The sequence below is a fragment of the Streptomyces sp. MUM 2J genome (assembly GCF_022414535.1).
Lineage (GTDB): Bacteria > Actinomycetota > Actinomycetes > Streptomycetales > Streptomycetaceae > Streptomyces.
Window position 1 is genome coordinate 283,543 of sequence record NZ_JADWYM010000001.1, and the last position, 23,057, is coordinate 306,599.

Sequence of the window (23,057 nt, forward strand, 5' to 3'; positions counted from 1 at the left end):
ACTCGCAGGGGTTTCCTTCGGCAGTGAAAGTAAGTACGTCTACTCAGGGTTGGTGCCATGTCTGTTCACGAGGACGCCGGTCGCCCACTGTCGGGCGCGCAAAAGGGCATCTGGTTCGCCCAGCGACTCGACCCGGCGAACGCCGCCTACAACACCGGGGAGTACCTGGAGATCCACGGCCCGGTCGACGCCAGGCTCTTCGAGACGGCGCTGCGCCGCACGATCGCCGAGGCGGAGACCTTCGGCCTCCGCTACACCGACACCCCTGACGGCCCCCGGATGGTCCTGTCACCCGACGGCGACTGGCCCCTCCACCGCGTCGACGTCTCCGCCGCCCCCGACCCGCTGGCGGCGGCCGAGACGTGGATGCGCACCGACCTGGCGACGGCTGTGGAGCCGGCCGAGGGGCCGTTGTCCACCCAGGCCCTGTTCCGGGCCGCGCCGGACCGCTGGCTCTGGTACCAGCGGGCCCACCACATCCTGCTGGACGGGTACGGGTACACGCTGATCGTCCAGCGGCTGGCCGCGGTCTACTCGGCGCTCGTGGCCGGAAAAGAGGTGCCAGAGAGCAGGTTCGCGCCGGTGTTCACCCTGCTCGGCGAGGAGGCGGCGTACCGTGGCTCGGAGCCCTTCGAGCGCGACCGTGCCTTCTGGGCCGAGCGGTTCGGGGGCTTCCCCGGCGCGGTCGGCCTGACCGAGGGCGCCGCGGCGCCGGTCCCCGGCGCCCTGCGCCGCACCACGGACCTCGGCGTCGCGGAGACCGCGCGGCTGACGGCGGCGGCGTCCCGGCTGGGCACGGACAAGGCAAAGCTTCTGGTGCTGACGGCCGCAGCCGCGTACGTTCACCGGGTCACCGGCGCCCGTGACGTCGTGCTCGGCCTGCCGACGTTGAACAGGGTCGGCTCCGCCGCGCTGCGCACACCCGGCATGGTGTCCAACATCCTGCCCCTGCGGGTCGCCGTGGACCCGGCCACCACCGTCTCGGACCTCACCCGCTCGCTCGCCGCCGAGCTGCGCGCCGTCGTCGAGCACCAGCGGTACCGGGGTGAGGACCTGCGCCACGACCTCAAACTGGTGGGCGGCGGGCGGCGCTTGTACGGCCCGGTCGTCAACATCGTGCCGTTCGTCAACGACGCGCGCTTCGGCGAGCACGCCAGCACCTACCACCACCTCACCGGCGGCCCGGTGGAGGACCTGTCGGTCACCGTGCGGCCCGGGGCCGGCGGGGCGGGCCTGAACATCGCCTTCGACGCCAACCCCCAGCTGTACACCGAGGCCGAACTGGACATGCACCAGGAACGGTTCCTGCTCCTGCTGGAGCGCATCGCCGAGGCGGATGCGGACCTTCCGCTCGCCCGGATCTCCCTGGTGCGGGACGGCGAGCTCCCCCGGGCCGTCTCCGTGGACAGCGGCCCCACCGACACGCTGCCCGCCCGCTTCGAGGCGACTGCCGCGCGTACGCCGGATGCGACGGCCGTCGCGTACCGGGGAACCCGTCTCTCCTACGCTGAACTCAACACGCGCGCAAACCGCCTGGCCCGGCTGCTCGTCGAGCGCGGGGCCGGCCCCGGCGGGATCGTGGCCCTCTGCCTGCCGCGCTCCACCGACCTGATCGTCGGCCTCCTCGCCATCCTCAAGGCGGGGGCCGCCTACCTGCCGCTCGATCCCGGCTACCCGGCCGGGCACATCCGCTCGGTCGCCGAGGACGCCTCGCCCGCACTGCTGGTCACGAACGCGGCCACCGCGCCTACGCTGCCGGAGACCGGAGCGGCCGCCGTCGTCCTCGACGACCCCGCCACCGGCCGGGCCCTCGCCACGCGCTCCGCCACCGACCTCACCGACGCCGACCGCCTGGCAACGCTCACGCCGGCACACACCGCGTACGTCATCCACACCTCCGGCTCCACCGGACGGCCCAAGGGTGTGCTCGTCCCGCACTCCAACGTCGTCCGGCTGTTCGCGACCGCCGCAGCGCACTTCGCCTTCGGCCCGGACGACACGTGGACGCTCTTCCACTCGTACGCCTTCGACTTCTCCGTCTGGGAGATCTGGGGTCCGCTTCTGTACGGCGGCCGGCTCGTCGTCGTCCCGTACACGGTCACCCGCTCCCCCGCCGAGTTCCTGGAACTGCTGCGTCACGAGGGCGTCACGGTCCTCAACCAGACGCCGTCGGCCTTCCAGCAGCTCGTCCAGGCGGACCAGGCAGCCGGAGCCGGCGAACTCAGCCTGCGCTACGTCGTCTTCGGGGGCGAGGCGCTGGAACCCGCGCACCTGGGTCCATGGCTCGACCGGTACGGCGACGACACCCCGGCCCTGGTCAACATGTACGGCATCACCGAGACGACCGTGCATGTCACCTTCCAACGCGTCACACGCGCCCTCGTGGAGGACCCCCGGGCGCGCAGCGTCATCGGCACGGCCCTGCCGGACCTGCGGGTGTACGTCCTGGACCACGCCCTCCAGCCGGTGCCGCCGGGCTGGACCGGCGAGATGTACGTGGCCGGGCCCGGCCTGGCGGACGGCTACCTCGGGCGGGCCTCGCTGACCGCCGGGCGGTTCGTCGCCGACCCGTTCGGGCCGGCCGGTGGGCGCATGTACCGCACCGGTGACCTGGCCCGCCGGGCTCCTGACGGCACGCTGGAGTACGCGGGCCGCGCCGACCGGCAGCTGAAGGTCCGCGGCTTCCGCATCGAGCCCGGCGAGATCGAAGCCGCTCTGGTGGGCCACCCGGAGGTGGCGCAGGCGGCGGTCGTGGCACGCGGGGACGGCGGTGCGCAGGTGCTGGTCGCGTACGCCGTGCCGGCCTCCGGCCGGTCCCCGGAGCCGACCGCGCTGCGCGCCCGCCTGGCGGCGGCCCTGCCCGAGCACATGGTGCCGAACGCCTGCGTCGTGCTGCCGTCGCTGCCCCTGACGCCCAACGGCAAGCTGGACGCCAAGGCCCTGCCCGCGCCCGACTTCGCCGCCGCCGCGTCCGGCGGGGCCGCCGGTACGGCGACCGAGGCGCGCCTGTGCCGGCTCTTCGAGGAGGTCCTGAACCTGCCGGAGGGCACGGTCGGCACCGACGACGACTTCTTCGACCTCGGCGGGCACTCGCTGTCGGCCACCCGGCTGCTGACCCGGATACGGGACACGATGGACGCCGAGACGGGCATGGCGGCCGTGTTCGAGGCACCGTGCCCGGGCGCACTGGCCGCGCGGCTGGAGGCGGCCGCCCCGGTCGGCGGCGGGGCGCGGCCGGCCCTGGTGCCGGCGGTGCGGCCCGAGCGCGTGCCGCTGTCGCCCGCACAGGCCCGAATCTGGTTCCTCAACCGCCTCGAAGGCCCCAGCCCCACCTACAACATCCCGTTCGTCCTCACCCTCGGCTCCGGACTGGACGCCGGAACACTGCGCGAGGCGCTCGCCGACGTGTGCGCGCGGCACGAAGCCCTGCGTACGGTCTTCCCCGACGTGGAGGGCGAGCCGTACCAGCGGGTGCTCGCCCCCGGGGAGGCACGTCCGGCACTCGACGTGACGGACGTGACGGCACAGGAGCTGCGGGCACGGGTCGTCCGAGCGGCCCGGTCCGGCTTCGACCTGAGCACCGAACTCCCGCTGCGTTCCCACCTGTTCCGTTCCGATGACGGCGCACACACGCTGCTGTTGGTGCTGCACCACATCGCGGCGGACGGATGGTCCCTCGTGCCGCTGGCCGACGACCTCGCTGCCGCCTACACCGCGCGGGCGGAAGGCCACACGCCGGAATGGGAGCCGCTGCCGGCCCAGTACGCCGACTACACGCTCTGGCAACGCGAGCTGCTGGGCGACCCCGGCGACCCCGCGAGCCGCGCCGGCCGTCAGCTCGCCCACTGGGAGGCGGCCCTGGCCGACCTGCCCGAGCAGCTGGAGCTGCCGTACGACCGGCTGCGCGAGCGGACGCACGCCTACGCGGGCGATGCCGTGCCCTTCGTGCTGGACGCCGGACTGCACCGGGCTCTGGGCGACCTGGCCGCTGCGCACCGCGCAAGCGTGTTCATGGTGCTCCAGACCTCGCTGGCGGCGGCCCTGACGCTGTCCGGGGCGGGCACCGACGTGCCGCTGGGCACGGCGGTGGCCGGCCGTGACGACGTGGCGCTGGACAGACTGGCCGGGTTCTTCTCCAACACCCTGGTGCTGCGCACCGACACCTCGGGCGACCCGTCGTTCGCTGCTTTGCTGGACCGGGTCCGCGTTGCCGACTTCGCCGCCCAGTCCCATCAGGACGTGCCCTTCGACTGGCTGGTGGACAGGCTCAACCCGCGCCGCGAGGTGGGTCGTCACCCGCTGTTCCAGGTCATGTTGGTGATGCAGAACGCGGGTGACGCCCACCTGGAGATGGCCGGGTCGGCCGTGCGCTTCGCGCCCGCCGACGTGGGCGTGTCGCGTTTCGACCTGACGCTGTCGCTGGCCGAGCGGCGCAGCCCTTCGGGGGAGGCCGAAGGGCTGGCCGGTTCCGTGGAGTTCAGCACCGAGCTGTTCGAGCGGGCGACCGTGGAGGCGCTGCTCGAACGGCTGCGCCGGGTGCTGGTGAGCGCCGCCGCCGACCCGCTCCGGCCCTTGTCGCGGCTGCTGTCCGCGGACGACGAGGACCTGGCGCCGACCGGGAGCCTGCCGCAGTGCGAACGGGCCCTGATAGGGCAGGACGGCGTGCGCGAGTGCCTGGTGTCCGTCCGCACCTCGCTGGCGGGCGTGGCCGAGCCGGTGGCGTACGTGGTACCGGACGGGGCCCCGGACCCGGCACGGCTCGCCGTCATCGGGCGGGCCGCGCTGCCCCCGTCGGCGCCGCCGCTGCGCGTCGTCCTGGTGTCGGCGTTGCCGCGCACGGACGAGGGCGCGCTCGACGCGGAGGCGCTGTTCACCCTGCCGGTACCGGACGACGGCGTGGCCGCCGCATGGCGACGGCGGCTGGCCGCCGGGGCCGGTGTGACCGGCGCGGCGGTACTCGTCCGGGACAGCGAGCGGCCCGCCCGCGACCCGCTGCACATCGGGCACGTTCCCGCCGCGCTGCCCGGCCGTGCCGAGGACGCCACGACCGCGTGGGACGACGAGGCCACGGCACCGAGCGGCGAGGTACGGCTGTCGCTGAGTGAGGGCCCGGACCTCGGCGAGCTCCCGTACGCCTCGCTCACCGACGCCCTGCGCGCCGCGGCCGGGGGCGGCGGCGAGATCGTGCACCTGCGGGCGGGCGGCGGCGAGGAGCGCCAGTCGTACGCCCGGCTGGCGGAGGAGGCCTCACGGGTGCTGCGCGGCCTGCGCGACGCGGGCGTGTCCGCCGGCGACACCGTCCTCCTCCAGTTGCCGGACACCCGGCAGTTCGTCGTCGGCTTCTGGGCGTGTGTGCTCGGTGGCATCACGGCCGTGCCGCTGGCCGCACCGCCGGGTGGGTACGAGCAGGAGAGCGCACAGCTGACCCGGCTCACCGGAGCCTGGGAGATGCTGGACCGTCCGTGGGTGCTCGGCCCGGCGGCGGGCCGCGAGGGCATCGTCGCCGCTCTCGGGCGGGAGTACGGGCCGCGTGTGGCAGCTCTGGACGACCTGCTGCGCTGTCCGGAGGACCGCGACTGGCACCCCGCCTCACCCGACGACCTGGTGCTTCTGCTGCTCACCTCGGGCAGCACGGGCAGGCCGAAGGCGGCCGAGCAGCGGCACCGCAATCTGCTCGCACACGCCGTCTCCACGGTCCGGCATCACCGGCTCACCCCGGAGGACGTCTCGTTCAACTGGATGCCCCTGGACCACGTCGGCGGCGTCGTCATGTTCCACGTTCGCGACGTGGTGGCCGGGGCAGGGCAGGTGCAGGCGCCCACGGCCTGGGTGCTGGAGGACCCGCTGCGCTGGTTGGACGCGATCCACCGCCACCGCGCCACCAGCACATGGGCGCCCAACTTCGCCTTCGGACTCGTCGTGGAACGGCTGGCCGAGACCGGTGCCGGGCACGACTGGGACCTGTCCTGCCTTCGCCTGGTCATCAACGGCGGCGAGGCCGTGGTCGCCCGCGTGGCCCGCGGCTTCATCACCGCGCTGGCCCCCTTCGGGCTGCCCCGTACCGCCATGCACCCGGAGTGGGGCATGTCGGAGACCAGCTCGGGCCGCGTCGACGCGGTCCTCACCCTGGACGACAGCAGCGACGACGACCCGTACGTGAGCTGCGGCCGGCCGCTGCCCGGCGTCTCGATCCGGATCGCCGGGGAGGACGGGCGCACGCTGCCCGAGAGCCGGATCGGGCGCCTGCAGGTACGCGGCGGCGCGGTGACCGACGGCTACCACCGTGCACCGCGGCACAACGCGGAGGCGTTCACCCACGACGGCTGGTTCGACACCGGTGACCTGGCCTTCCTGCGGGACGGCGCACTGACGCTGACCGGCCGGGCCAAGGACGTCGTCATCGTCAACGGCGTCAACCACTCCAGCCAGGAGATCGAAGCGACGGCCGAGGAACTCGACGCTCTGGAACGGTCGTTCACGGCCGCCGTCGCGGTGCGTGCCTCGGCGAGCGCGACCACGGACGACCTCGCCGTGTTCTGCGTGCCGCGCGCGGCCGCCGACCCGCGGGCCACGGTGGCCGAGGTCAGGGCGAGAGTGACGCGGCAGTTCGGTGTCACTCCGGCGTTCGTCCTGCCCGTACGAAAGGAGGACATCCCGAAGACCGGGATCGGCAAGATCCAGCGGACCCTGCTGCGCAAGCGCTTCGAGGACGGCGCCTATGCGGACCTCGTCCGGCGCACGGACGTCCTGCTCGGCAACGAGCGCACGACCCCCGACTGGTTCCACCGTCCGGTGTGGCGGCGCGCGGAGCCGGTGCACGGCGTCGACCCGCGGACGGCTGCCGGGCACACGCTGATCGTCGCGGGCACCCTGCGGGAACTCGCGGACGCGCTGGCCGTCCGCATCACCGCGGCAGGCGGCACGAGCACGGTCGTCGCGTCCCGGGAGGACGCCCTGTCCCCGGCGCGGTACCCGGCTGCCGATCGGATCGTCGACGTCACGATGGCCGCTCCCGCGCCGGACACGGAACCGGACCCGGCACGGTCACAGGACGAGGCGCGGTATCTCGGCCGGCTGATCGCCGCGCTCGCCGGCACATCCGGCGGCGACCGGCGGATCACGCTGGAGGTCGTCGCGGCGGGCGGCTGTTCCGTCGTCCCGGGAGACGCCGTGCGGCCGGAACGGGCGGCCGCGACGGCCGTGCTGAAAAGCGCGGTGCAGGAACTGCCGTGGCTCACCGCCCGCTGGACGGACATCGACGACGTGCTCGTCGCGTCCGGCTCCGATGGTGCGGCGGCCGCCGTGCATGCCGAGATCGCCACGCTGCCCAGCGAGGTGGTCGTCGCCCTGCGTGACGGCACCCGCTGGGTCAACCGCCTGGCCGCGCTGCCCGCCCCCCGCCCGGACGCCGACGCGGCGCCCGCCTTCCACCAGGGCGGGCACTACCTGCTGACCGGTGGCCTCGGCGGGCTGGGCGTCGAGCTGGCCCGCAGTCTGCTGACCGGCCACCGGGTACGGCTGACGCTCGTCGGCCGCACTCCGCTCACGGGCGACCCGAAGCGCACCGCCGGCATGGAGGAACTGCGCGCCCTCGGAGACGTGCGCTACGCGGTCGCCGACGTGTGCGACGCCGACGCCGTACGCGGGGTCCTCAGGGACGCGGAGGACACGTACGGACAGCTCGACGGCGTCCTGCACCTGGCCGCGACCTTCGCCGAACTGCCGCTGCCTGAGACGGATTCCGGGCACTGGGACGCTGTCCTGGCAGCGAAGGCGACCGGTGCGGCCGTCCTCACGGACGCCCTGCGCGACCGGCCGGGCACACTCTTCGTGTCCTTCTCGTCGGTCAACGGCTGGTTCGGTGGCGCTCTGGCCGCGGCGTACGCGGCCGGCAACGCGTACCTCGACGCGCTCGTCGAACGCCAGCGGGCCCTGGGGCTGCGCGCCCACAGCGTGGCCTGGAGCATGTGGGACGACCTGGGAGCCAGTGCCGGCTACGCGAAGAAGGACCTGGCCCGGGCCCGGGGCTTCCGCCTGATCGGCAAGCGCGACGGACTGCGGTCGCTGGCCGTCGCCCTGCGCCACGGCCCCGGGCACGTCCTGGTCGGCCTCGACCCGGCCGCCCCCTGGGTGCGCAGCCACCTCGACGCGCCCGCCGAGCCGCTGCGGCACCTCGCCGGATACGTGACGGGCGCGGCGCCCGACACCACGGCCGTCACCGAACCCGACCGCTTCGGCGTCCCGGTGCCCTGCGCAGTCCACCTGGTGGACGAGCTCCCGTCCGGCGGAGGCGGCGACAGCGTCGTCGAGGAGCCCGCCGACCCGCCGACGACGCCGCTGGAGAAGGCACTCGCCAAGGTGTGGTGCGAGATCCTGGGCGTCGACCGGGTCGGCCGTGGCGACAACTTCTTCACCCTCGGCGGCCATTCACTGCTGGCCACCCGGCTCGTCGGCCGGATCCGTACGGCCCTGGGTCTGGAACTCGGCGTTGCCGAGCTGTTCGCCCGGCCCACCGTCGCGGAACTCGCGGAGGCCTGCACCGGACAGGGCACACGCCCACCACTCGCCCCGGTGGAACGCCCCGACCCGATGCCGCTGTCCCTGGCCCAGACCCGGCTGTGGTTCATCGACCGGCTGGAGGGCCCGAGCGCCACGTACAACATCCCGGTGGTCCTCCGCTTCCCCGGGCTGCTCGACAGCCGGGTGCTGCGCCGGGCCCTGGCCGATGTCGTCCGCCGCCACGAGTCGCTGCGCACGGTCTTCCCGGAGCGGGACGGCCGACCGGTGCAGCTGGTGATCGACGCGACGGACGCCGAGCCGGACCTGTTCGTGGCGGAGACGCCGAAGCGGCTGCTGGAGGAGCAGGTGCGCTCGGCGGCCCGGATGGGCTTCGCGCTGGACACCGACCTGCCCTTCCGTGCCCACCTGTTCCAGTCGTCGGACGGCACCAGCGTCCTGCTTCTGGTGCTGCATCACATTGCCGCGGACGGCTGGTCGTTGACCCCGCTGGCCCAGGACCTGACCACCGCGTACCGGGCCCGCTGCGAGGACCGCGCCCCCGAGTGGAACGAACTGCCCGTCCAGTACGGCGACTACGCGCTGTGGCAACGGGAGCTGCTGGGCGACCAGGGCGACCCCGGGAGCACGTCCGCGCGCCAGCTCGCGTACTGGGAGGAGAGGCTCGCCGGCCTGCCGGACGAGTTGGCGCTGCCCTACGACCGGCCGCGCCCGCAGGCACCGAGCCGTCAGGGCCGGCTGGTGCGAAGGACCTTCGACGCCGACCTGCACGCGCGGCTCGCGCAGGTCGGCCGGGAGCACGGCGCCACGCTGTTCATGGTCGTGCAGGCAGCCCTGGGTGCCGCGCTGACGCGCTCCGGCGCGGGCGAGGACATCCCCATCGGTACCGTTCTGGCGGGCCGCACGGACCCGGCACTCGACCCTCTGATCGGCTTCTTCGTCAACACGGTCGTGCTGCGCACGGACACGTCGGCGGACCCGGCGTTCGGTGAACTGCTGCGCCGTGTGCGGGAGACCACCGCGGCGGCGCAGTCGCACCAGGACCTTCCCTTCGACGTGCTGGTGGAGAAGCTCAACCCGCGCCGGAACCTCGCCCGGCACCCGCTGTTCCAGGTCTCACTGGCGCTGAACGAGGCCGCCTCCGGCACGGCCGAGCTGGCCGGCATGCCGGTCGCACCCGAGCGGATGCACCTGGACGTGGCCAAGTTCGACCTGGTCTTCGGCTTCTCGGAGCACCGCGACGCGGACGGTTCGCCCGCCGGACTGGACCTGGCGGTGGAGTACGGCACCGACCTGTTCGACGCCGGGACCGCCGAGTCGCTGACCGACCTGATGAGCGAGGTGCTCGCCGAGGCGGGCGCCGACCCGTCGCTGCGGCTCTCGGAACTGGGCCGCGGCCCGGAGCCGGATCGCGGAGCCGACGAGGAAGCCACGGCCGCCGCGGCGGCGGCGCTCGGCATGCCGGGCGTGCGCGAGTGCGCCGCGGCCGTGCGCCGCGGCACGGACGGGGTGGAACGCCTGGTCCTGCACGTCGTACCCGAACGCCACCTGGCCTCGGCCCAGGTCGCCGGCTCCGTCCGCCGGGCGCTGCCCGCCCAGCGCCGGACGCCGCACGTCGCGCTCGTCTCCACGCTGCCGCGCACGGCGACCGGCGCGGTCGACGCCGAGGTCCTGGCCGCGCTGCCGGTGCTGGACGACGATCTGGCCGTGGCCTGGCGCGACCGGCTCCTGGCCGACCCGGGAGTGGAGACCGCCGCCGTGACCCTCCGGCCCGTGCCGGCCCCGGCAGCAGCCCGGGTCCACCTCGGCCTCGACGCCCCGGTCGACCGCCGGGGCGCGGGTGCGGCGGACCCGGCCGCGGAAAGCGGCACGGCGGCCGACGACGCCCCGCCGTCGGAGACGTACGGCGGCGACCTCGTGCCGGCTGACGTGCCGGACCTGCTGACCGCCCTGCGCCGCGCGACCTGCGCCGGCCCGCAGGCCGAGATCGTGCATCTGCGCGCGGACGGCACCGAGGACCGGCAGTCGTACGCCCGGCTGGCCCAGGACGCGTCCCGGGTGCTGCGCGGCCTGCGGGGGCTCGGCCTGGCCCCCGGTGACAAGGTGCTGTTCCAGCTGGCCGGCACACGGGAGTTCGTGACCGCCTTCTGGGCATGCGCGATGGGAGGCATGGTGGCCGTGCCGCTCGCCGCGCCGCCGCTCGGCTACGCGCGAAGGTCCGCGCAGTCGCAGAAGCTCGAGACGGCCTGGGAGATGCTCGGCCGGCCGCCGGTCCTCACCGCCGCCGGCTCGTCGCCGGACGGCATGGCCGCCATGCTCCGGCGCCCCGAAGGGCCGGCGGCACGGATCGCCGTCATCGAGGAACTGCTGCGGTCCGAGGAGGACACCGACTGGTACGCCGCCGACGGCGCCGACCTCGTCCTGCTCATGCTGACCTCCGGCAGCACCGGCGTCCCGAAGGCGGTCGAGCTGAGGCACCGCAACATCCTCGCCCGGACGGCCGGCACGGCCCAGCTCAACGGGCTGGGCGCGGCGGACGTGTCGTTCAACTGGATGCCGATGGACCACGTCGGCGGCATCGTCCACGTCCACCTGAGGGACGTGGTGCTCGGCGCCCGGCAGATCCTGTGCGCCCCGGGCCGGGTGCTGGAGGACCCGCTGCGCTGGCTGGACGCCCTGTCCGCGTATCGCGTCACCTGGACGTGGGCGCCCAACTTCGCCTTCGGCCTGGTCAACGATCGTGCCGGGGAGTTCGCCGGCAGGAGCTGGGACCTGTCGGCGCTGCGGATCGTCGGCAACGGGGCGGAGAACGTCGTCGTGCGGACCGCCCGGAGGTTCGTCCGGAACCTGCTGCCCTTCGGGCTGCCGGCGGACGCCCTGCACCCGATCTGGGGCATGGCGGAGACCAGCTCGGCGCAGACCGACGCGGTCCTGACGCTGGAGAACAGCGGTGACGACGACCGATACGTCTGCCTCGGCCGCCCCTACCCGGGCACGTCGATCCGGATCACGGACGACGAGGGCCGCGTGGTGCCCGAGGGGACAGTGGGTCACTTCCAGATCCGCGGCCCGTCGGTCACCGGCGGCTACCACGAGAACCCGGAGCAGAACGCGGCCGCGTTCCCCGGGGACGGCTGGTTCGACACCGGCGATCTCGCCTTCCTCAAGGGCGGCGAACTGACCATGACCGGGCGGGCGAAGGACACGATCGTCGTCAACGGCCGCAACCTGGCACCGCACGAGATCGAGTCCGTGGTGGAGGAGCACCCGGCGGTGAGGACCTCGTTCACCGCCGCCGTGGCGGTCACCGCACCCGGTGCGGACACCGACCAGCTCGCGGTGTACCTGGTCCTGCGGCCGGGCACGGACAGGGCGGCGGCGCTGCGGCAGATCGCCGGTGAGGTGACCGCGCGCAGCGGGGTCCGGCCGGCGTTCGTGATCCCGGTCATGGCCGGGGACGTGCCGAAGACGGAGATCGGCAAGATCCAGCGGCCCGCGCTGCGAGCGGCCTTCGAGGCCGGGGAGCATGCGGACGCGATCCGCACGGCCGACCTGCTGCTGGGCAACGAGCGGACGCTGCCGAACTGGTTCCACCGCCCGGTGTGGCAGCCGGCCGAGCGGCCGGCCGCCGCCGGCGACTGGTCCGGCGCCCATGTGGTGCTGCTGGCAGCCAAGGGGCAGCCGCCCGCCGGCGAACTGGCCGCCCTGGTGGAGAAGTCCGGCGGCCGGTGCACGGTGGTCGGGACCGCCTCGGAGCTTGCCGGGCTGGGCACCCCCGCCGACCGGGTCGTGGACCTGACGCGGCTGCGTGTGCGCGAGGAGGTCGTCGGGCTGGCCCGCCTGATCGGCGCGCTCCCCGCGGGCGCGGCGCTCACCGTCGTCGCGCCCGCCGGGGACGCCGCCGGGGTCGCGCTGCTGAAGAGCGCGGTCCAGGAGCTCCCCGGCCTGTCCGGCCGGTGGATCGACGTACGAACGCCGGCGGATCCCGGTCTCGCCGGGCGGCTGCACGCCGAACTGCTCGCCCCCTGCGCGGAGCCGCATGTGGCGCTGGACGCGGAGGCCCGTCTGGTACCCCGGATCGCGGAACTGCCGCCGGTGGAAGCCGACTCCCCCGCGCTCGCGCGGGGCGGACACCACCTGGTCACCGGCGGTCTCGGCGGGATCGGCGTCGAGCTGTCCCGTCACCTGCTGACCCGGTACGGCTGCCGGCTGACACTCACCGGCCGCGCGCCGGCCGACGAGGGCGCCCGTGCGAGGGCCCTGCGCGAGCTCCGCGAGCTGGGCGACGTACGGTACGTGCCCGCCGACGTGGGCGACGCCGCCGACGTGCGGCGGCTGCTCGGCGCGGCCGGTGAGCTGGACGGCGTGTGGCATCTGGCCGGCACTTCGGACGAGTTCCCGGTGACCGAGCCGTCGGCGGAGCGCTGGCGGTCGGTCCTGCACGCCAAGGTGGACGGTGCCGAACACCTGACGGAAGCGCTCGCCCACCGCGAGGGTCTGCTGTTCGTGTCGTTCTCCTCGGTCAACGGCCACTTCGGCGGCGCGATGAACGGGGCGTACGCGGCCGCCAGCGCCTGCCTCGACGCGCTGGCGGTCCGTCAACGGGACCTGGGCCTGCGCGCATACAGTCTGGCCTGGAGCATGTGGGACGCCACCGGCATGAGCCGGGACCGGGTGGCGGTGCGCGAGCTGTCAGAGGCGCGCGGCTACCGGGTGCTGCGGCCCTGCGACGCCGTCCGTTCACTGGACGTCGCGCTGCGGCACGACACCCCGCACCTGCTGATCGGGCTGGACCCGGCCGCGCCCTGGACCGGGGCCCACACCGTCGCCCCGGTGCGGCCGCTGGAGCGGCTCGTCGCGGCGGTGACCGGCACCGGGGATCCGGCCGGCGGCGAACTGCCCGACGCCTTCGGCACACCGGTGGCCTGTTCCACGGAAAGGGCCGGGACGGCCGTACCGGCGGCCGGGGCGGCGCCCGCCGGACCGGCCGACGAACTGATCCGGGCACTGACCGCCGTCTGGGCGGAGGTGCTGGAACGCGAGGACATCGGCCCGGACGACAGCTTCTTCGACCTGGGCGGGCACTCGATCCTGCTGGTCACCGTCCGTGCTCTAGTCAAGCAGAGGCTGGGGCTCGACATCCTGCTGGCCGACCTCTTCACCCACCCCACCCCGGCGGCGATGGCCCGGCATCTCGACGGAGCGGTGACAGCCACGGTCGACGTGTCGGCCGGCGCCGACCGGGCCGCCCGCCAGAAGCAGGCGCGCGCCCGGAACAAGGCTTCCGCCCGCAAGTCGGCGGCGCGGAATGCCGCAGCCCGAAAGGACTCACGCGATGACGGATGAGGACATGAGCAACGCCGGGGGCCCCGGCGACGAGGAGAGCGAGGAGCTGGGCATCGCGGTGGTCGGCATGGCCGGCCGCTGGGCGAGCGCCCGGGACGTCGGGGAGTTCTGGCGGAACCTGCTGGCCGGGCACGAGTCCGCGAAGCCGGTATCCGAGGAGGACTTCCTCGCGGCCGGCGGCTCCCGGAGCGACCTCGGCGATCCCACCCTGGTCCGTATGGCCTCGGTCATCGACGACATCGGCCTCTTCGACGCGGAGTTCTTCGGCTACTCGCCGGCCGAGGCCAAGCTGATGGACCCGCAGCAGCGGCTGTTCCTGGAGACGTGCCAGCACGCGCTGGAGCACGCCGGGTACGACCCGGCTCGCTCCGGCGGCGAGATCGGCGTCTACGGCGGCAGCAGCCAGAGCGAGTACTTCCTCAGCCACGTCCACCCCCGGTACGCCCACGAGCCGGGCTCCCTGACCATGCTGGCCGCCAAGTCCGCGAACATGGTCGACGCGTTCGCCACCCGCGTCTCGTTCGAGCTGGGCCTGACCGGTCCGAGCATGTCCGTACAGACGGCCTGCTCCAGCTCGCTGGTGGCCGTGCACCTGGCCTGCCAGGACCTGCTCAACTACCGCTGCGACACGGCCCTGGCCGGCGGCGCCGCACTCAACCCGTCGGCCCACCGCGGCTACCGGTACGTCGAGCAGGGCGTGCTCTCCCCCGACGGCCGCACGCGCGCCTTCGACGCCGAGGCCCGGGGCACCATACGCGGCGACGGCGTCGCCGCCGTGGTGCTGCGACGCCTGGAGGACGCCCTCGCCGACGGCGACCGCGTCTGGGCCGTCGTCAAGGGCTCCGCGATCAACAACGACGGCCGGCGCAAGCCCGGTTACACCGCTCCGAGCCCGGACGGGCAGACGGCGGCGATCCTCGGAGCGCACTTCGCCGCCGAGGTGTCCGCCGACACCATCAGCTACGTGGAGGCACACGGGACCGGAACACCGGTGGGAGACCCGATCGAGGTGGACGCGCTGACCCGGGCCTTCCGGGAGAGCACGGACCGGACGGGCTTCTGCGCACTCGGCTCGGTGAAGTCCAACGTGGGGCACACCGACGCGGCGGCCGGCGTCACCGGTCTCATCAAGGTGATCCTGGCGATGCGGCACCGCACGCTGCCTCCGACCGTCGGCTTCACCCGGCCCAACCCGTCGATCGACTTCGAGCCGACCCCGTTCCGCGTGTTCGGGGAGGTCAGGCCGTGGCGGCCCGCCGAGGGCGCCCCGCTGCGCGCGGGCGTCAGCTCCTTCGGTGTCGGCGGCACCAACGCCCACGTGATCGTCGAGGAGCCGCCGCAACGGCGTGCCGCCGGGGAGGAGGGAGGCGGGGCGCACCTGCTGCGGGTGTCGGCCCGCACACCGTCCCAGCTGGCCACCGCCTGCCGGCAGCTGGCGGACCACCTGGAAGCGCACCCGGACCTCGGGCTCGGCGACGTCGCACACACCCTGGACGTGGGCCGCCGGCGGTTCGCGTACCGCCGCGCGGTGGCGGCCCGTACGGTCGCGGAGGCCGTCGGGCAGCTGCGCACGGCGGCCGGGGAGCCGGCGGGAGCGCCGGCGCAGGTCGGGCGCCGGGTGGCGTTCCTGCTGCCCGGCGGCGGCGCCCAGTACCCGGAGATGGGCGCGGAGCTGTACCGCACGGAGCCGGTGTTCCGGGAAGAGATGGACCGGGCGTCCGCCGCGCTGCGGCCCCGCCTCGGGCATCACCTGACCGATGAGCTGTACGCGGGGCTGGAGCCGGCCGCGCCGGCCCTGCTGGCATCGCTGGTCGCCGTCGAGCACGCGCTCGCGAGACTCGTCGCGTCACACGGCGTGACGCCCTCGGCGATGCTCGGGCACTCGCTCGGCGAGTACACGGCCGCCTGCCTGGCGGGGGTGATGTCCCTGGAGGACGCCCTCGTCCTGGTGCACGAGCGCGACCGGCTGCTCCACCGCAAAGGCGGTGCGACACTGGGCGTGTGGCTTCCGGAGGAGGAGCTCGCCCCGTATCTGGAGGGCACGGAGGTCGACCTCGCGACGGTCAACTCCCGGACCTCGTGCACGGTTTCCGGCTCGGAGTCGGCGGTGGCGGCCCTGGAGGAGCGTCTGTCGGCGGCCGGGGTCGCACTGTCCCGGGTACGGCTGCGGATCGCACCGCACTCACGGCACCTGGACGCCGTGCTGCCGGAGTTCGCGGAGCTGGTCGGACGGGTCGAGCTGAGCGTGCCACGGATCCCGTACATCTCCAACGTGACCGGCACCTGGATCACGCCGGATCAGGCCACCGACCCCGCGTACTGGGTCCGCCACATGCGCGAGACCGTCCGGTTCGCGGACGGGCTGGCCGAGCTGGCTCGGTCGGGGAACATCGCCCTCACCGAGGTGGGCCCCGGCCGGGGCCTCACCCGGCACGCCCAGGCCCAGCTGGGCGCCGGGACGCCCGTGGTGCCGATGATGCGGCACGCACGGGAGACGCGGTCCGACGTCACGCACCTCCTCGACTCCCTGGGGCGGTTGTGGGCGGCCGGATCGGAGCGGGAGCCGGACACGGACCGGCTCTCAGCGCAGCGTGTTCCCTTGCCGGGTTACCCGTTCGAGCGCACCCGGCACTGGATCGAGCGCGTCACCCCGCAGACGGCGGCATCCGCGCCCGCGCAGGAGGCACCCCTGCCGTACGAACCGAACGCCGGGGCCGCGGAGATCCGTGCCGGCGAGGCGTCGCACGCGGCGCCGTCCGGGACCGGGCACGCGTCGGTGGCCCCGTATCCGCAGACCGTGGCGGAGGACGCGGCCGTCGGGCACGCCCGGAGCGCCGGCAGCGGTCCTGCGCACGGCGGCACCGGCGCCGACGGCCGGACCGAACGGTCCAGCGCGTTCCCGGCGTTCAACCGGCGGCCGGCCCTCGACTGCCCGTACGCCGCGCCGCGCACCAGCCTGGAGCGGGACCTCGTCCAGCACTGGCAGGAGGTGCTCGGCCTCGAAGGCATCGGTGTCGAGGACAACTTCTTCGACCTGGGCGGCGATTCACTGCTGGCGCTGCAGCTGGCGTCCCGGGTCCGCTCGGCCCTGGGCCGGACCTTCACCGTGGCCGCCCTGGTGGAACACCCCACGGTCGCGGACCTGGCAGCCCGGCTCGACGGGGCCCGCGGCGACTCGGGCACCGCGCTGGACGTGGTCCTCGAACTGCGCTCCGGCGGCAGCGGCACCCCCCTCTTCTGCGTCCACCCGGCCGGCGGCGTCGCATGGCCGTACGCGAGACTGCTCCCGGCCCTGGACGACCGGTTCCCGGTGTACGGCATCCAGTCGCGCGGGCTGACGGACCCCGGGGCCGTGCCGCGGACCATCGAGGAGATGGCGGCGGACTACGTGCAGGAGATCCGCGCCGTCCAGACGTCCGGCCCGTACGCGCTGATGGGCTGGTCGCTCGGCGGATTCGTCGCGCACGCGGTGGCCGGGCAGTTGGAGGGGGCCGGGGAGCGGGTGGCGCTGCTGGCCACGCTGGACGCCTTCCCCTTCACCGCGGACGACGCGCTGAAGCTGCCGGACGCCGAGGAGGTCGACGCCTTCCTCATGCAGGTCCTGCTGACCGACGCGGGCATCGTGGTCGGTCCGGACGGGCCCGGCCCCGACCTGGCCGAGGTGGTGAGCAGGCTGCGCGGCTCGGACAGCGTGCTGGCGGGCATCGAGGAGGAGTCTCTGGGCCGGATCGCGGACGTGATGCTGCGCAACACGCAGAGCCTGTTCTCGTACACGCCCGGCACCGTCTCGTGCGATCTGCTGGCGTTCACGGCCACCGAGAGCCACGACGCGTCGGCGCCGGCGCCGGTCTCACGGTGGAAGCCGTACGTGGGCGGTGCGGTGGAGGGCGTCGATCTGCCCTGCGACCACTACGGCGTGCTGCGCGGCGACGCGCTCGGCATCGTCGGCGCCGTGCTGCGCGAGCGGCTGATCCGGCTGGACCGACCGGCTGTCACCAGGGTGCGGGCGCTGTGACCGAGCCCGCCCGAGGACCACACGAGGATGCCGACATGAACAACCGAGAGGCGGGCGACACGCTCCGCCCGGCCGTGCAGCGGATCGTCCGCCCCGTACCGGTGGACGATCCCGCGCTGCGGCTGCTCCTCTTCCATCACGCGGGCGGATCCCACATCGCCTACCGGGACTGGGTGAGGCATTTTCCGGCCGACTGGGAGATCTGCCTGTTCGAGGCGCCCGGCCGGGGCCGGCTGCACCGGCAGCCACTGCTGCCGACCGTGGACGGGCTGGTGCGCTGGACGCTCCAGCCCGGCTCCGGCGTCCGGCCACTGCTGGACCGGCCGTTCGCCGTCTTCGGGCACAGTCTGGGGGCGATGGCCGCGTACGAGTTCACCCGGCTGCTGGCGGCCGAGGGGCTGCCGGAGCCCCGCTGGCTGGGCATCTCGGCGGCGCGTCCGCCGCACGCCGGGCCGGCCGCCGTCACCCGGCGCAGCCATCTGCCCCCGTCCGGACTGAAGGCGGCGCTCCTGAAGATGGGCGGCACCTCGCAGGCGGTCCTGGACGAGCCGGAGCTGTGGTCGCTCTTCGAGCCCGTGCTGCGCAATGACTTCCGGGCGGCCGAGGAGTGGGCGCCCGACACCGGGCTGCCGCGGCTCACGGTCCCGGTGTCGGTGTACGGCGGGCTCTCGGACCCCGCCGTCGGGACCGAGCTGCTGGACGGCTGGGCGGAGTGGACCGAACCCTGGCTCGGCAGCACGTTGTTCCCCGGCGAGCACTTCTACTTTCTGCCCGATCCTCGACCGCTGGTCGACCGGATCGTCGCGGCCGTCCGTGAGGTCACGGGCTGACCGCGACTCGGCCGAACACCTGCGGCGCGGCGGCGGAGCCGTACCTCCGGCCCGCGAAGCGGCGACCGGCGCGGCCGCCCGGACCGGGCGGCCGTGTGCCGGGTGGAGCGGCGTCGGCGGGCCGGAGCAGGGCGGCGTAGGTGGAGGAGGCCCGCGCACCCGGTGGTACGTCCGCACACCGGGGCGAGCGCGCGGGCCCGGGGCAGGGGTGTCCACCACCCGACATGTCACCGGCCCGCCTCCGGGAGGGGCACGGTCGCGGGCGGTGTCCCCACACCGAAACCTTTGCGGTCTTCGGTGCCCGGGCTCTGGGAACGCGCCCGGTCCTGCTGTTCGATGACACTGCCTCAGCTCCGGACCCCACCCGTTCGGGGTGTGATCCACGGCACTGCGGCCAGCCGAGGTGCCCGCACATCACTTCCCACGCTGCACGAAGGAAACCGTGTCCACCGATGCACTACCGCACAACGTCCGATGACACCCCGCCGCGTCGCCCGAGGCCGACGCGGCTGAGCCGACTGACGGCGGCGATCGGCCGCCCTGGTCGCCACTGCGGGACACCGCGCGACCGGCGACGGCCCGGAGCCGACGCCCCCGGTACGGGACGCAGGACGACCGCCCGTCTCCCCGACGGACCGGCGACCCCGGTGGCAGCCCTGTCCGGCTCCCGGCAACTCGCAGGCCGGAGGCCCCACTCCCGAGGAGCCGTGGCAGTGCGGTGCTCTCACCCAGCCCGTGGACCGCACGTGGCCAGAAGGCGAGACGACCGGCACCGCGTCGATCCGCACCGAGGCGGCGGAGCGTTACCAGGACGCCTGGCTCAAGTCGGCCGGCTGACAACGCCCCTGCGGTCAGGGCTCTGTTGCCATGTGACATCGCGACAGAGGCCCCGCCCCGCCGGCGGCCTGATCCCCTGGTGAGGACATGCCCGATTCCACGACACGTTCTCAGCACCCGCTGGCCCAGCTGCGTGCCTTGACCGGGGACACACAGCTCTCCTACGCGGAGCTGGTGGCCGAGACCCACGAAGCACTGGGTTTCGGGAAGCTGCGCAAGCGCCGTGAGAAGGTCTCGCGGTGGGAGACCCAGGGCGTCCCGCCCGACCACAACACGCAGCTGTCGATGGCGCACATCCATCAGGTGCCGGAGGAAGAGGTCCAGCGGCTCGGCTGGCCGCACTGGCTTCACCTGGGCACGGCGGCCATCTCGCGGACAGCCCGGCCGCGGGCCCGGGAAGAGGCCGTCGACGTCGAATGCGACAAGGAACGGCCGACCGTCCACCTCGGGCGCAGCCGCCTCACCCTCACCGGCACCGGCCTCTCCGCCTTCGTCCGGGAGATCCTGGCCGCCGTGGCAAGCCCCCCGCAGCCTGCGGCCCTCGGCAGGCACCGCGTCACCCCCGACACCGTCACCCTGGTCGAAGAGCGCTCCAACGCACTCTACGAGCTGGTGTCGGTCATGAACCCGGTGAGGCTGCACCGGGTCTCCCGTGCCGAACTCGCCCTGGCCAGCGCACTGGTGACCGACAACAGCTACGACCGGGCGACCGGCGCCCGACTGCTGCTTGTCACCGCGCAACTCGCCCACCTGTGCGGCTTCCTCAGCAAGGGCCTCGGCGAGGACGTCCGCGCCGAGCGCTACTACGTCGCGGCCGCCCGCGCCGCCGCCAGGGCGGGCTCGCCCTCGACCGTCTCCCTCTGTCTGGCTGATCTGGCCTGGAGCCACATCGACACCGGCGCCCCCCGGGAGGTCCTCACGCTGGTCCAGGCCGCCCGCGCGGTCACCCCCCGTCCGCCGGCCCGGCTCGCGGCCGTCCTGCACAGCCGGGAGGCCCGTGCGCACGCCCGGCTCGGCGAGATCATCGTCAGCGCCCGGGCCGTGGACCAGACGTCCGCCGCGCTGGCGTCCGGCTCGGCGGACGAGGACACCTCGTACGTCAACGTGGACGACACCTGGCTCTCCGTCGCCGCCGGGCGGGCCTGGCTGGACGCGGGCCAGTCCAAGCGGGCGCTGGAGCACTTCGCCCCGCTCCTCGGGGCCGGCCCCCGACCCGGCCCGCCGGGGCAGCCGCCGCTGCTGATAGCCCGGGATCTCCTGGCCGTCGTGGACGCACAACTGTCCCTCAGAGATGTCGAATCCGCCGTCGCCGCCGCCCGGGCGGCGGCGTCCCTCTTCGAGCGGATGCCCTGCGGGCTCAGCAGCCTGTACCGTGGCAAGTTCACCGCTCATACCGCCGTCTCCGCCGTGCGTGAGCTCGACGACCTCCTTGTGCGGGCGCCCGCGGTCTGAACCTTCTGAAACTGCCCCGGGGCCGGGTGGCCGGCGTCTTCGCAGGTCCCCCGGCGCCGAAGGTCAGCCGATCTCTCACAGGACCGTTCCGACCGCTGTTCCACATGCGCCAACTCGTGTTTCCATAACCGATGTTGTGACGTACGGGGAAGCCGTGAGGAGTTCGCGCACGGTTCTCGGCACCCGGTCACGGCAGTGGAACCTCGCCAAAGCCCGCACGGCGTTCCCGAACAGGTCGGGCGCCGACCACACGATGGGAGAACGACCAACGATGTTCACTCTGGTACGGAACAGAGTGCGGACGGCCGCGCTCGCGCTCTCGGCCGTCACAGCCCTCGCCTTCGGCACGACCGGAACAGCGGCGGCCTGCGCCCCCGCTCCCACCAAACAGGGTCCGACCTCGGTGGCCTACATCGAGGTGAACAGCAACAGCTTGCTCAACGTCGGCAAGTACACCCTCGCCGACGGCGGCGGCAACGCCTTCGACGTCGCCGTGATCTTCGCGGCGAACATCAACTACGACACGAGCACGAAGGAGGCATACCTGTACTTCAACGAGAACGTGCAGCGGGTCCTCGACAACGCGGCAACGGAGATACGGCCGTTGCAGCAGCAGGGCATCAAGGTCGTACTCTCGGTGCTCGGCAACCACCAGGGTGCAGGATTCGCCAACTTCACGTCCCAACAGGCGGCTTCGGCGTTCGCGAAACAGATGTCGGACGCCGTGGCCACCTACGGTCTCGACGGCATCGACTTCGACGACGAATACGCCGAGTACGGCAGGAACGGCACGACCCAGCCCAACGACAGCTCGTTCGTGTACCTGGTGACAGCACTGCGAGCGAACATGCCGGACAAGATCATCAGCCTCTACAACATCGGCCCCGCGGCGTCGCGCCTGTCCTACGGCGGCGTCGACGTCTCCTCGAAGTTCGACTACGCCTGGAACCCGTACTACGGCACCTGGCTGGTCCCCGGCATCGCACTGCCCAAGTCGCAGCTGTCACCGGCGGCGGTCGAGATCGGCCGCACCGCACAGAGCACGGTCGCCAGCCTCGCCAGCCGCACCGTCAGCGAGGGATACGGCGTCTATCTGACGTACAACCTCGACGGCACCGACCGGAGCGCCGACGTCTCCGCGTTCACCAGGGAGTTGTACGGCAGTGACGCCCTCTACACGCCGTAGGGCGCCCGTGCGCCCCGGCAGGCGCCGCTCCCCTCAGCGAGCCCGCCTCGTTCCATAGCGCGGCAATCTGTACGGGCGCGGTGACAACGATGTCACACACGGGCCGCACGCCCGCCTGCCGCCCCGTTGCGGGGCGGCAGGCGGGCTCGCCCCGGCCCCGCGAAAGGTGCCCGGCAGACGGCCGTGCGCCGGTCACGGCACTGCTGCCGGGCACGGCGGCCCGCCGGTACCGTCCTGATGTGCCGGTGCTGTGGTGGATCGTGCCGTCCGGGTTGGCCGTGGGCCTGCTGTCGCCGGTGGGGGGTGTCGCGCTGCTGCTGCCCGAGCGGACCTTCGCGCGTGTGGTGCTGCCGCTGGCGGCCCTCGCGGCGGGTTCGCTGCCGGGCGGAACCGGCCGGCCGCGTCCTGACCGCCTGCGCCCGGATCAACGAGGACCGTCGCCGGCTCGAGCGAGCCCCAACACCCGTGACGCCCCCCTGGGGGACAACCCCTCATGCACCTCGCCGCAGCCCCCGGCTCATCGAGATCGTTCCGCCGGGCGGTCCCGGCGGGCGGCACCTGCGGGTCGTCAGGCGGGACGTGCACCCGAGCTGGAGGGGCACCTCGGGTTCGCGCCGTCGCGATCTTTGTGTTGCGCTTCACGGCGCCCCCTGAGTCAGCGGGGGCGTCTTCCGTTCCCGCGCCGCCACGGTCGCCCCGCGCCCTGCCGTCGCCGTGCGGTGTGCGTGGGGACGACCACCGGCAGGGTCGGGCCCGTTCGGCCCTCCCGGAGGCATGCGCGTGGCGCGTAGAGGTGGGGCATGGCCGCCACCGGGCTTCCGCATGCCCTCGCCCGCCTGTGGCGCGGGGCCCGCGCTCGCGCCGGAGGCGCCGG

5 protein-coding genes are annotated in these 23,057 nt (G+C 73.8%); all 5 read left to right on the forward strand.

Translation table 11 applies throughout. From position 1 onward, the window contains the following. The first annotated feature begins 57 nt into the window (after positions 1-57). The 5 genes from I3F54_RS01125 to I3F54_RS01150 all read left to right on the forward strand — a co-directional run bounded on the left by I3F54_RS01125 (position 58) and on the right by I3F54_RS01150 (position 22,183). Complete coding sequence (locus I3F54_RS01125; protein ID WP_240116596.1) at positions 58-13,863, forward strand: non-ribosomal peptide synthetase; 13,806 nt, start codon at positions 58-60, stop codon at positions 13,861-13,863. After that, positions 13,853-17,878, forward strand: coding sequence for a type I polyketide synthase (locus tag I3F54_RS31980; RefSeq protein ID WP_275675553.1), 4,026 nt, complete (start codon positions 13,853-13,855; stop codon positions 17,876-17,878). The genes I3F54_RS01125 and I3F54_RS31980 overlap by 11 nt, the downstream gene beginning before the upstream one ends. Before the next feature lie 35 nt (positions 17,879-17,913). Continuing rightward, positions 17,914-18,708 carry a thioesterase II family protein gene (locus I3F54_RS01140; RefSeq protein ID WP_240116753.1) on the forward strand — a complete coding sequence of 265 codons (795 nt, stop codon included), beginning with the start codon at positions 17,914-17,916 and terminating at the stop codon, positions 18,706-18,708. 924 nt (positions 18,709-19,632) lie between these two features. Then, the gene (locus I3F54_RS01145) at positions 19,633-20,997 is read left to right on the forward strand and encodes a hypothetical protein (RefSeq protein ID WP_240116598.1); all 1,365 of its coding nucleotides are present in this window, start codon (positions 19,633-19,635) and stop codon (positions 20,995-20,997) included. A gap of 271 nt (positions 20,998-21,268) precedes the next feature. After that, positions 21,269-22,183: an endo-beta-N-acetylglucosaminidase H gene (locus I3F54_RS01150; protein ID WP_240116604.1), complete on the forward strand. Its 915-nt coding sequence runs from the start codon at positions 21,269-21,271 to the stop codon at positions 22,181-22,183. Positions 22,184-23,057: the final 874 nt, after the last annotated feature.